Source organism: Vibrio sp. S457-15, assembly GCF_000960545.1.
In the GTDB taxonomy this organism is placed as follows: Bacteria; Pseudomonadota; Gammaproteobacteria; order Enterobacterales; family Vibrionaceae; genus Vibrio; species Vibrio parahaemolyticus.
On the sequence record NZ_JYOQ01000045.1, the window covers coordinates 255,026 to 267,623 of the forward strand.

The following is a 12,598-nucleotide window of genomic DNA, read 5'->3' on the forward strand; positions in this document are numbered from 1 at the left end:
GTATACTTTGCCCCAGCACTAATGCACGACTGTGTCGGAGAAAAACATGTCAAATCGAGTACCTACCAACATACTGACCGGATTTTTGGGTGTCGGTAAAACGACCACGATTTTAAATCTTTTAAAGAACAAACCTGAAAATGAAAATTGGGCGGTGTTGGTCAATGAGTTTGGTGAGATTGGCATCGATGGTGCATTAATGACCGACCAAGGTGCGTTGATTAAAGAAGTGCCGGGCGGTTGCATGTGTTGTACCGCAGGCGTTCCTATGTCTGTTGGTATTACGGCATTATTGCGCCAAAAGCCAGATCGTTTGTTGATTGAACCAACAGGCCTTGGTCATCCAAAACAAGTGATTGCGACGCTGACATCAGAGCAATATCTGCCATACGTTGATTTAAAGGCGACCATCGCGTTGGTCGACCCTCGTAACTTGAGCGATGAAAAATACACGTCTAATCAAAACTTTGTTGATCAGCTAGACAGTGCCGATGTGGTGATTGGCAGCAAAGTCGATCTCTGTTCAAGCCATGATATTGATGTGTTCAACGATTGGGTTACCGATCAAACGCCAGCTAAAGTGTTCAGTAAGTTGATTCACAACGGCGAGCTGCCGATTGAAGTTCTGGATATTGAACGCGTACACGGCAGTGCTTCTTCTCATATCGAAATGCATCACCATGAGCATGCACACCAAGAGCCTCAGTTTCAGTTACCACCGGGTGAAGCATTCATCCGTAAAGAGAACAAAGGGCAGGGCTATTTCAGTTGTGGCTGGTTGTTTGGTGCTGAATACAAATTCGATTTTGATAAGCTGTTCTCGATGTTGTCTGACCTAACCGCCGAACGTGTGAAAGCAGTAGTCAACACCAATCAAGGGTGTTATGCATTTAACGTGGCAAATCGCGTGGTATCGGTCAACGAAATCAGCTTAGAAGGGTTTGAATCACGACTTGAAGTGATTGATTCTCAGCTTCTTCCTTGGGATGAACTAGAGCAAATATTACTGCAACTTGCGGGTATTGAAGGATAGGGCATTCGGCATTCTTCGCGCAAATATTGGAATGAAACGGTGAATCGACTGCATGGCAGGGTTCACCGTTTTTTCTTTTATCGAGTTTCAGTGAGAAAAGTGAGATAAATCACTCAAATTCGGGTATAGTGCACGGCTAAATTTTTAAAGCTATTTTAAGTGGTTTGTTTAAGGAATACGCTCAATGTCATTTTCATCTCAAGGTTTTGCGCCAGAAGTGGTTAAAGCACTGGCAGAATGCGGTTATGAAAAGTTAACGCCAATTCAACAGAAGGCGATTCCAATGGCTCGTAAAGGCCATGATATTTTCGCTACAGCACAAACAGGTACTGGTAAAACTGCAGCGTTTTCATTGCCTATGATTCAACAGCTGCTAGACAGCGGTCGTACTGCTTCTCGTAAAACCGCTCGTGCACTTATCCTGGCACCAACGCGTGAACTGGCAGAACAGATTGCTGACAACATTAAAGCGTACACTAAGTACACAGACCTATCGGTTGTGGCTGTATTTGGTGGTCGTAAAATGTCTTCACAAGTTTCTGCTTTAGAAAACGGCGTCGATATTCTGGTTGCAACGCCAGGCCGCTTGGAAGAGCACATCGAACAAGGCAACGTTTCTGTTGCGAACCTTGAGTTCCTTGTTTTTGATGAAGCTGACCGTATTCTGGATATGGGCTTTATTCATGCTGTTCGTAAGATCATGTTGGACGTTGATACTGATCCGCAAATCATGATGTTCTCTGCAACGACTTCAAGCCAGCTAAATCTGTTAGCGAAAGACATTTTGCGTAAACCAAAACGCATCGAAGTAGAGCGTGCAAACACTACCGCGCACACTGTTGCTCACGTACTTTACCCAGTCGATCAAGAACGTAAAACAGAACTGCTTTCTGAACTGATCGGTCGCAAAAACTGGCAACAAGTTTTGGTGTTTGTAAACTACAAAGAAACCGCAAATGATGTGGTGAAAGAGCTGAAACTTGACGGCATCAAAGCAGTAGTTTGTCACGGTGACCGTGCTCAGAGTGCTCGTCGTCGTGCGCTAGAAGAGTTCAAAACGGGCAAAGTTCGCGTCATGGTAGCAACGGACGTTGCGTCGCGTGGTTTGGATATTGAAGATCTACCTCACGTAGTGAACTACGACATGCCTTTCCTTGCTGAAGATTACGTTCACCGAATCGGCCGTACTGGTCGCGCGGGTAAGCAAGGTCATGCGGTTTCGTTCGTAAACCGAGATGAAGAGCTAACGGTTGTTCAAGTAGAAAACCTCATTCAGCAACGCATTCGTCGTATCGAACTTGCGGGTTATGAGCCAAAGCAGCGTGAATCTTACATCGAGAAATTGAACTCGAAACCGGCGTTTAAGAACCGTCAAGGTCGTCGTAATAACCCTAACCAGTCTGCGACAGACCAAGGCTCAGCAGAGCGTCGTCTTGCAATGGTGAAGCGTTTGAAAGCGCGTCGTGGCACGAACTAAACACGGTTAGATAATTACATTCGTTTGTAATGAAAGAGCCCCTCAATGAGGGGCTCTTTTTATTTGCTGTCTAGTGTTGGTTTAAGACGCTAATTTAAGCCAAGCATATTCGGCTCACCACGATAGATAATGCGATCGTTTCCACGGTGAATACCAAACGTGACTATTGTTGGCGGGTTTTCTTCTTCGGGAGTCGAAGTTTCCCAGTCATATTTGAGCCAAGGAAGTTGGTTGCCTGAGTGATCTAGATTTAGGCTGAACTGAATTTGTTCTCTTGCCGCGTCAATTTGGCTTGCAATGATGTCGTTGGTTCTGCCAACACTCATCTTAGCAACACCAGATAACTGGGCGTTATTTACCGGTGCGTTCGACCAAATAGGCGTGCTGGTGTAGTACGCACCATTTGCGGTTGTCGAGTTGTCATCGAAGTTTGTAACAAACCTACCGTTTTGCCACACCTCTACGTCCAATGGCACTTTGATCTTCATGCCTTGATTTCCGCCAACATCCTTAAAGTTCAAACGACCAAAACGAATGTCTGGCTGTTTCGTCAGAATTTCACCGCCATCGAAGAAGTTCACCTCATCAACCACGTGAGTAGTCACTAAGCCAATTTTACTGCTCTTGCTGTTTGCACCGCGGTTGAACGGGCCATCAGGGTAATGGCCTTTAGTTTTATCTTTCTCCCAACACGGGCTGTTGTGACACGTTGCATTTGTAGATGCTTTTTCAATCACAAACTGACCGATACTGGCATCGCCGATGCGTTTCCATTCTGCCTTTTGTGGTGCTGGTGGCACAAAACGATCTTGGTATCCGCCAAGCTCTCCTAAGTAAAAATGCTGTTGTAAACTTGGCGCAAAATGGGCGTAGTTTTTTACGTCCTCTTTGTTTGCGTTTAGCGCAACCACATCGTAGGTAACTTTCTCAAACGGTTGATTCATGTATACAAAGCCTTGGTTTTTAGGGTAAGTCCAATCTTGACTTTGCACTTTGAAGTACTTCGGATAGAAACGTCCGATATGGCGATAACCTTCGTTAACCTTCATGCCAAAATACGTACTGCCGAGGTTTGCTTTCACTTTCAAGCTGCCGACTTCTTCCCAATACAATCCGTTAAAAACGAAGCGATGGTTCTTGGCTGATTGGTGTCCTTGAGTTAACGCATAATTACTTTTCAACAGCGTCGAGGTTTGGTTTGCCGTGTCTAAAGGCGAGTGTTGCTCGCTCGACAAAACAACCGATGCTGCTGGTGCGCCATCATGCATAAAGTTGGTCGTGACCAAAGCATCACAATAAGCTGATGAGTCGATAGGATCACTGATAGACCCCCCTTTTTGCCAGATGACGGGTTTCACCGTTAACGAGAAATGTTCGCCAGCGGCAATGAACTTATCACCTTGTTCGGATGTGCCTGAAGGCAAGGTGTTTTGGTTCTCACAGATTGCCAAGGTCCATGGTCGCGAGTACACATTAAACTTGCCTGTTACTTCAACTGTGCCGTCGTCTGGACACTCTGAAAATCCTTTACATTCGAATTGGTCGGATAACGTCACCTCGAACAGTCCGGATTCGTTAGTAATTAAGCCATGTTCCGATAATCCGTCTTTGAACTCAGCAGAATAACTAAAATCACCTTCGCTTCCACCGAGAGGTTTAATCAAAGGGTGGACTACTTTGGGTTTACCATTGTAATTGCTGGCAACGACGGGTTCTCCTGTGGAGGCACAAGCGAGCAGACGTGTATGAACATTTTCTGGTTTACCAGCGATGACGCGAATTTCATTCAGTGTCCGTCTTTCATTTGAATACGCTTCGAACATAAACGGCGTAAACATGAAGTTGACTGTTTGCTCCTTCGCGGAGTCTCCGACCATCGTGAAAGTCAAAGAGTAATTGGCGTCTAATGCGATCTTATCGATATCGTTTGGAACCACACGAACAACGAGCTCACCATTATCGTTAGATTGAAACTGGTTTTCAGTTGATGTCGGTTTCCCTTTCACTACCTCTAGCGTGAACAAGTCGGGATCAGACAATATTGCCATCACTGGTGCGCTGACTACTTCATCGTTGTTGGTTGTGATCGCTGTGAATTGCGGGAGATCGTCACCGCACATCAACGCCATGTCATCAGATGGTGTCACCGTCAGGCCCAAGTCATCGTTACTTGGAGGCAGCATGCTACACTTTGGCGGCGGAGTTGTGGTGCTCGGACAAATGGAGCTCGAGTAATCGCAACGTGATTGGCCAACACCGCAGAACTGAGAATACTTGCCAGTTACACTATGAGGGTGCAAACTTCCCGGCGTTTGTTGGATTTCGCCGCAAACCTTACTTCCAACACCTTGATTAAAGTTTAATGTCTGGAAGTACTTAATCGCAGTATCTTCCGCGTAGAACGAACCATTAAGTGCGGCAGATGCCCCTTTGGACTCCGTCGTGCCGTAAACCGCCATATCATCAATAAGCAGAGAACTGTGCGCCACAATATCACCGACGACGAAATGTTGTTGGAAAGGGTTATTCGTCTTGAGATGCAATTGATGGCCTTTTGATTCAATGGTGCCACAAACGTTAGTATTGAATATATCGGTCGTACTGTGAGTCAAAATTTTACCAATAATGGTGTTGTACTTACCGTCAATATGAAGCGTCGACCCCGTTAGCTCTATATTCCCATCGATGAGAACATTATGCAGTTTTGTTGGGTAGGCCGACAGAAGGTCACCATAAATAACAGTGTGTTTGTTTTGGTAATCTTCAATGCTAGAAGCTTGCTCATTGTTAACCTTCAACTCGACTGAAAGCGAGCGAAGTGAGATGCGTTTATTAGGCTCACCAATTCGGTTATTGCCCTCTAAAACAATGCCTTGATGAGCTTCTAGTATGACTTCGTCTTCAGGTGAAGAGGAGATGATGGAATCACCAGCGGGTAATACGATCTTGCCATGGCAAAAAAAGGTAGTGTCTGTTCTTTGAATATCAAAAGAACTATGAGTTGAGCATATTTGGTTTAGCTCAGATGGTTTCGCAACGTCATAAACCGTTGCTTGTGCTGTTAACGGCATCAACATGGCCGTAGCAATAACGCAGTAAAGACGCATCATTAAGTATCCTAAATCTCGTGGAACTGAATGACATCAAGCGAGAGAAAATAAGTGTCTCAGAAAAATAGCGGCTAAATATTATTAGAAGAACCGCTTAGTTATTGAACTATGGGGATTTTTATTTCGTATGTCATACCATAGTGATGTAAGGATATTAGAACTTAGATGGATTGTTTGTTCAATAGATAAATGTGACATAAGTCGCATTGATGGTGTAAGTATTTGTTAGCAAATGATAATAAAAGGTGAGACTCTGCCAGAATAAGGCTAATTGATGGCCTTATTCTGTACAATTATTCGTTACGCCGCGTGGTCGAGCAGGGGAGCCATCTGATACAACTCCTCAAGAATGGCTTTGGTTTGTCGTGAATACACCAATCGGTCACGGTCGCCTACAAGTTGAATCGCTTTTACCTTACCAGATACCAAACAAAGCCTTAGTGTTCTCAGTACCATTTGAATATCCAGCGATGGCGTACCTTCAAGATTGTTTTTCGTTGATAGTGAACCTAAATCTATCGTCACAATGATTTGGTCACAGTGATCCAAATAATTGCTGATTTGCTGCTTTACGTGGTTGCGATGTCTGAACGTAAACTCACGATCCGTTACCCAATCACAGCCTTGATCTTCGGCGTATTCCAAGGTTTCTTGTTTCGTGTCTTGCTCGCTTACGCCAGCAAAAAATAGTCGCACATTTTGATAGCGAGAAAGGGCAAAGTGAAACGCTGAACCCATGCGAGGTTCAAGCGTCGGCTTTAGGCTCATCTTATGGCCGATATTCACAATGCCCACTTCATCGCGGTACGACACAACGACAGGAAGCATCGATAAAATGGCTTCCGTGCAGTTAGAAACCAACACAGGGATAGAGTGGCGAGAAAGCGATAGGCTCAATGCTTCCTGAAATTCACCACTCTCTAATTTTGAGTGAGAAAAATGACCGAAATTCGCTGCTGTCGCGTGATCATGTTGTTGATACAACCATTCGCTCGCGTTTTCCAAACTTTGGTCTGCTAATTCAAACGCACCTTTAGACATAGGGGCTAAGTGTTCGCAAACCGTCATAAAAGAAAAAGGATAATGATGCGGCTGCTTTGGTGTGTGATGAAACTTATAGCGTTTGAAAAAGCTTAACATGTTGAATTACCTTTCTGGTGGTAGTGCCCTTGCCGCCTGCAACACATGCAAAATAATGCGCTGCTTATCCTTTTCTACTCGGTGTGCCGGAGCCATAACCGAAACTGCGCCAACCAGCTTACTTCCTTTCATGACTGGCGCACTGATACCAGAAACACCAGGGTCAATCTCGGAGGTACTTACGGCATAGCCGTTCTTTCGGATTGTGGCGAGCTCCTCTTCCCATTCGTCTAAGCGATGATCTTGGCTAAAGTAACGTAAGATCTTTTCGCAACGACTTTGAGGCATAAAAGCCAGCATCACTTTAGATGAGGCGCCACGAAGCAGGGGTTGACTTTGACCCTGGACGAAGCTGCATCGTAGCGCCTGCATACTTTCTTTTTGTCTGACACAAAGCGCTCGATAACCCGATGGCACCATGTACGCCGCCATTTCCCCCGTTTGCTGCACCAAGCGCGCCAAGATGGTTTCAACCATATCAAGGCCGTGCTGAGCGGTTTCATAGCTGTGCATCAACAGTAAGGCTGCTGGCCCAACAACAAATGTCTTGTCATGCACACTTTCTTCAATCAAGTTCCATTCTTTCAGCAGTTTTAGATGTCGATACAAACTGCTTAATGGAACGTTCAATTGTTCGCTGAGTGTTTTCGCAGAGACTGGGAATTGGCTTACCGCAACTTGCATTAATAATTGCAGTGCCTTTTCGTTTACCTGATTAGCGTTGGCTTTGTTTAATGTCATGAGAGAGTTGTAACGTGTTAAAAGATATAGGACAAATATAATTCTTAATCACTGAGAAAAGAAAAATAATTTTTATGAGTAATTCTCACTTAATGAGAAAATGGCAGTGAGCGGTTAAATATTGAAGAAAACTTGGAAAGTGGATGTCTCACCTTTGAGTCTCGTGCCACTAAACTGGAACTTAAACAATTAAGGTTTTGTTTTATTTGCGAGAGTAGGAGGTGTCTCGCATACTCAATAAATCTAATGAATAATATTGTAAACGTGAGTTGCTGGTGGGTATCGTTTTCTCGATACCATCTGAGTCAATCGGTTTATAAAAGGTCGCTTTTATATGCTGAATAAAATGCTTCTTAAGAAAGCTGCTATCTTTTTTCTGCCACTTCCTTTGGTATTTGCGGAGGTTTTGTATTTGGCACACGAGAGTGTGCAAAGTAACCTCGATCACTTGCTCGAAAAGAACATACAAATCGCGGATGAAATTCTCTTTCAAATTGAGACTGAAAACCGAACTGCGCTTATTCATCCAGAACGGTGTGAGCAGTTGCAGCAAAACCTGATGTTTGAGCGAGACATCGATGAAATGCTCATTGTCAAAGGCGATGAGATCATTTGCTCATCGAAGCTTGGACACTTATCCAAACCGCTTTCTGAATACTTAACCTTCACGCCCAATCATGCCTTAACCTTCGGCCAGATAAACGGCCTAGATGAGCCATTACTGCTAGTGGTGACACAAGGGCAGCAGGCATATAAAGCCATCACCATCATTGATAGAGACTATTTTGGCGCGACAATTGGATTTAACAACGATTTACGCCTCAAGCGGTCAGCTTTGTTTATTCATGACGACGTGGTGCCCGCTGGCGCATCCAGAAAAGGTACAAACCCGATTGCTTTTAATGAATCTAAGGTGTTTGAATACCAAGCGCTCGCTGAAGCTAGCGATTTATTTGTCGAGCAAAAGTTGATTTCTTATATCATCTATTCTGTGCCTATTATCGCGATGATTTATCTTTGCCTATACGCGTTAAACAAGTTTGTCGATCCGCAAAGAAACCTTCTTGCAGAACTAAAAAAAGCCCTGAAAAAAAACGAATTAACCTTGTATTACCAGCCTCAAATTGATGTTGAAAGCGGACGCGTGTTTGGTTACGAAGCGCTGATACGATGGGAGCATCAACAAAAAGGTTTTATTGCTCCAGATGAATTTGTTCCTGCGGCAGAACAGAACGGGTTAGTATCGTTGCTGACCGACTACGTTTTAGAAAAAGCTGCGGACGATTTCTCCAAACTGACGTTTACTCATCCGGTGCATCTTGGTGTCAATGTGCCCCCTGGTTACCTTGTCGGTTCTCATGTAATAAGAAAACTGCAACTCATCCACAGGAAGCTAAGTGAGAACAATGTGTCGCTCGGCATCGAAATTACGGAGCGTCAGTTGATCAATGGGGAAGCAAGGAAGCATATTGCAGCGTTGCGCGTGCACGGAATTGATGTACTGATCGACGACTTTGGAACTGGGCAAACGTCGTTAGCATTTTTGCAGCACATGAAAATTGATTATTTGAAGATCGACAAGTGTTTTGTTGAAACCATAGGCATTCAAAGTGTGAGTGCATCCGTATTGAATGCCATCGTTCATTTTGCAGACGAGCTGCAAGTGAAGTTGATTGCGGAAGGCGTCGAAACGCCGGCGCAAGCAGAGCATTTGAAAAATATGGGAGTGCAATACCATCAAGGCTACCTGTATTCCAAGCCTTTACCATATTCCCTGCTTGCGCAGCAGCCAATTTCCTAGCTCTTGTTACACATTACCAGTGATGAATTTGAGCGCGATAACACTGCGCTTCGTCATCGAAGACAAACTCAAGATCGTTTTTGATGCTCTCAAGGCTGTCTTCTTGGTAATGGGAGACGTAAAGCAATTGGCTGAGATTTTCACGTGCAATCAGTTCCAACGTGTTTTTTACCAAGCGTCGTCCTAAAAAGTCGAGACCTTGATAAGGCTCATCCAAAATGAGTAGTGTTGGCTGCTTCACTATAGCACGCGCGATCAACAGCAAGCGTTGCTGACCGTATTCCAACTGTTTGAAAGACGTCTTTTCGTAGTGACGCATGTGTAAGATATCAAGCCACTCTTTAGCTACGTCAATCTCTTTACGCGAAGGCTGATTATACAAGCCAATCGAGTCGTAGAACCCAGACAGAATGACCTCTAACGCGCTGCAATTCACTCGATATTGAAGATGCAGCGCAGAGGAGACCATGCCAATATGCTGCTTTATCTCCCAGATGCTTTCGCCAGAGCCTCGCTTCTTGCCGAAGATGTGGATGTCGTTACTGTAGCATTGTGGATGATCGCCAAATATCAGCCCCAATAACGTACTTTTACCACAGCCGTTTGGCCCTTTAACTTGCCAGTGTTGCCCTTGAACTATGCGCCAATTCAGGTCAGTGAAAATACGTTTTTCAGTGTATTCAACTTGGCCATTTTTTAGTTCGAAAATAGGATCATCGAAGTGTGTAGAGTGTTGGTGACGTCGTATCAACCCCATCATCTCTTCGCTTTGTTTTTGGGATTGTGACTTAATTTGTTCGATTATCGGGTGGTTGTCCCAACTCTCTTTATTCATTGTGCTGTCAAGACTGCCGGCATTAAATAGCGCCACATGATCTATCCATTCTGGCATGTCGGACTCGCGAGAAAACGTAATCAACATCTGGACGGATTGCGAAAGCGAGTACAAATAGGTTGCGAGTGAAGCGCGGTGGGCAACATCTAGACCGACAAAAGGATTATCCAGAAGCACAAGGTCAGGTTGGGTTGCCAACGCTCTAGCGAGCATGACTCGTCTGGTCTCGCCAGTCGATAAAACACGAAAACCGCTCTGTTTTAAATGGTGAAGGTCGAGCTCCTCAAGCAGTCTTTCCGTTGTTGCTGCATCTTGGCAGCACTCAAAAATCAAAGCATAAACGGTACTGCCTTGGTCGATACGATCGAGAAAATCGGTGTCGTCCTTTTCTAGCTCACGTTCAAGTAGTCGTTGTTGCTCTGAAAGCGATACTTGCGCGACTTTCAATTCACCAAGCTCCAAAGTCCCTTGTGTGGGTTTCAGTTCGCCACAAAGCAGATCGCCTAGCAGGGAGCCGATGTCTCCTTCTGCACTGAAGATGCCCCAAGAGTCATTGTTATCGATTGTCCATTCATCAATGGAAAGTGTGGTGGTATGTCCTTGTACAGCAAGCTGACTAAAGCGAATAGCCATTGTGTTTGTCTTCCTTGTTATTGTTGTATTGGACTAGTTATAACAACTAACCAAGGGCCTAAGGAAGGGGATGTCAGTATTAATTTTAACCAAAGCAAAGATTGTTACGACCAGAAATGAAAGACTTATGTAACGAATCTGCTGTTCAATAAGTCGCGGGAATATTTCTATATAGTCATCATTATGCGTATGGATATTATGCTGCTACACTCATATGTGGCACTTATTTATTAAATGTAAGGATGCATGTATATGAGTGAAAAGGAATACGATTATCCTGCGAGCTACAGTCTCGTTTCCATAACCGACCCATCAAGTTACATCAAATATGCCAGTGCGCATTTTAATGAAGTTGCTGGCTTTGAAGAAGGAGAGTTGATAGGAAAACCACATAACGTTGTTCGCCATCCAGATATGCCTAAACAGGCATTTAAAGACCTCTGGTCTCATCTCAAAGCTGGGAAACATTGGATGGGAATGGTGAAAAACAGACGAAAAAATGGAGGATATTACTGGGTGGATGCGTTTGCATCGCCAATCAAATACAACGGTGAAATTGTTGAATACCAATCTGTCCGTTTTAAACCAGAACGTATTTATGTCAAACGCGCAGAGAAAGCTTACGCGAAACTGCGAAATGATAAAAAACCGCTTCAACTTTACCTACCTCGAACACGTCTTTGGATGAGAGCTGCCTTTTTCCTTTTTATTTCGAACTTTTTGGGCTTGTTACTTCTAGAGATGAATCAATCACCAATGGTGGCTTTCAGCGCTGCAGCGTTACTTTCGGCATTATCCATCTACATGTTGACCAGACCAATTGAGAAGCTGGCTAAACAAGCAAGACAGGATTTCAATAACCCGTTGATGGAATACATATACTGCGGGAAAGTGAATGATCTTGCAGAAATCGAACTGGCTATGAAAATGAGGAAGCAGTTCGCGAACGCATTGTTAGGTAGAGTAGGAGTTTCGGTAAAAGATTCCTGTGAAGAGACAAAAACGAATGCCGATAGCGCGGCGGATAACAGTGAGCGCGTTACTGAGAACCTAAGCGCGCAAAAAATCGAAATTGATTCTGTTGCAACCGCAGTGAATGAGATGCAAGCCTCGTCTTCCGAGATATCTCATAATGCTCAAGCAACCGCAGATGCGACGCTGAAAGCGCAAAATACCATGACCGATAGTCGCAATGTTATCGATAACGTTAACCATTCCGTTCTCGATCTTGTTGGCGAGTTGGGTGAGATTTCGAAAGTAGTGATGCGTTTGAATCAACAAACGGATCAAATTGGGACGGTTATTGAGGTGATTAATGGCATTGCCGAACAAACCAATCTTCTGGCATTGAATGCTGCGATAGAAGCGGCAAGGGCAGGCGAGCAAGGTCGTGGTTTTGCGGTAGTCGCGGATGAAGTGAGAACGCTTGCCAAACGAACTCAAGAGTCCACAACAGAGATCAAATCTGCGATTGAGAGCATTCAACATGGCAGTAAGTCTGCGGTTTCTGCGTTGGAGAAAGGCAACGAGATGTCTACAGGGACGGTCACTTTGCTTGGAACGGCGCTTGAGAGCATTCAGCAACTAGAGTCGTTGATCCAAGATGTTGTAGAAAGAAATCAACAGATAGCTGTCGCCATCGAAGAGCAGGTCTACGTCACGGATGAAATCAATGAGAACATCCAATCGCTCAATTTGAAATACAGCGAGTCGTATGATCTGATGACAGAAACCAACCAGATGAACAGCAGAGTGCAAAACTGTACGAATGAACTCTCTGACATGATAAAAAAATTCGCATAAGCAGCGGAAGTAAATGGCTTAGTGC

8 protein-coding genes are annotated in these 12,598 nt (G+C 44.4%); 4 read left to right on the plus strand and 4 right to left on the minus strand.

All coding sequences use genetic code 11. From position 1 onward, the window contains the following. Window positions 1–46: 46 nt before the first annotated feature. Both UF05_RS07155 and UF05_RS07160 read left to right on the plus strand, forming a co-directional pair. A complete protein-coding gene (locus UF05_RS07155; RefSeq protein WP_005487852.1) occupies window positions 47–1,033 on the plus strand; it encodes a CobW family GTP-binding protein in 987 nt (328 codons plus the stop codon). A gap of 184 nt (window positions 1,034–1,217) precedes the next feature. Beyond that, complete coding sequence (locus tag UF05_RS07160; protein ID WP_045546082.1) at window positions 1,218–2,510, plus strand: DEAD/DEAH box helicase; 1,293 nt, start codon at window positions 1,218–1,220, stop codon at window positions 2,508–2,510. An 89-nt stretch (window positions 2,511–2,599) separates the two neighbouring features. On the opposite strand, the gene UF05_RS07165 is transcribed toward UF05_RS07160, so the two are convergent. The 3 genes from UF05_RS07165 to UF05_RS07175 form a co-directional block, all read right to left on the minus strand. Then, a complete protein-coding gene (locus UF05_RS07165; protein ID WP_045546081.1) occupies window positions 2,600–5,620 on the minus strand; it encodes a DUF6701 domain-containing protein in 3,021 nt (1,006 codons plus the stop codon). A gap of 300 nt (window positions 5,621–5,920) precedes the next feature. Continuing rightward, on the minus strand, window positions 5,921–6,760 hold the full coding sequence (locus UF05_RS07170) for an arginase family protein (RefSeq protein WP_005482584.1): 840 nt from the start codon (window positions 6,758–6,760) through the stop codon (window positions 5,921–5,923). A gap of 6 nt (window positions 6,761–6,766) precedes the next feature. Continuing rightward, on the minus strand, window positions 6,767–7,501 hold the full coding sequence (locus UF05_RS07175; RefSeq protein ID WP_005482748.1) for an IclR family transcriptional regulator: 735 nt from the start codon (window positions 7,499–7,501) through the stop codon (window positions 6,767–6,769). A 334-nt stretch (window positions 7,502–7,835) separates the two neighbouring features. Between UF05_RS07175 and UF05_RS07180 the strand changes: the two genes are divergently transcribed. Beyond that, window positions 7,836–9,302: an EAL domain-containing protein gene (locus tag UF05_RS07180; RefSeq protein ID WP_045546080.1), complete on the plus strand. Its 1,467-nt coding sequence runs from the start codon at window positions 7,836–7,838 to the stop codon at window positions 9,300–9,302. 13 nt (window positions 9,303–9,315) lie between these two features. On the opposite strand, the gene modF is transcribed toward UF05_RS07180, so the two are convergent. Continuing rightward, entirely contained in the window at window positions 9,316–10,770 is a 1,455-nt protein-coding gene (modF, locus tag UF05_RS07185; protein ID WP_045546079.1) for a molybdate ABC transporter ATP-binding protein ModF, read from the minus strand. Window positions 10,771–11,022: 252 nt separating this feature from the next. On the opposite strand from modF, the gene UF05_RS07190 reads away from it, so the two are divergent. Further along, window positions 11,023–12,573: a methyl-accepting chemotaxis protein gene (locus UF05_RS07190; RefSeq protein ID WP_005487868.1), complete on the plus strand. Its 1,551-nt coding sequence runs from the start codon at window positions 11,023–11,025 to the stop codon at window positions 12,571–12,573. Window positions 12,574–12,598 lie beyond the last annotated feature (25 nt).

Bases quoted from the DNA above. Each gene is read 5' to 3' on its own strand.
- UF05_RS07160 (WP_045546082.1), top strand. From the start codon at position 1,218: ATGTCATTTTCATCTCAAGGTTTTGCGCCAGAAGTGGTTAAAGCACTG.
- UF05_RS07180 (WP_045546080.1), top strand. From the start codon at position 7,836: ATGCTGAATAAAATGCTTCTTAAGAAAGCTGCTATCTTTTTTCTGCCA.
- UF05_RS07170 (WP_005482584.1), bottom strand. From the start codon at position 6,760: ATGTTAAGCTTTTTCAAACGCTATAAGTTTCATCACACACCAAAGCAG.
- UF05_RS07175 (WP_005482748.1), bottom strand. From the start codon at position 7,501: ATGACATTAAACAAAGCCAACGCTAATCAGGTAAACGAAAAGGCACTG.
- modF (WP_045546079.1), bottom strand. From the start codon at position 10,770: ATGGCTATTCGCTTTAGTCAGCTTGCTGTACAAGGACATACCACCACA.
- UF05_RS07190 (WP_005487868.1), top strand. From the start codon at position 11,023: ATGAGTGAAAAGGAATACGATTATCCTGCGAGCTACAGTCTCGTTTCC.
- UF05_RS07155 (WP_005487852.1), top strand. From the start codon at position 47: ATGTCAAATCGAGTACCTACCAACATACTGACCGGATTTTTGGGTGTC.
- UF05_RS07165 (WP_045546081.1), bottom strand. From the start codon at position 5,620: ATGATGCGTCTTTACTGCGTTATTGCTACGGCCATGTTGATGCCGTTA.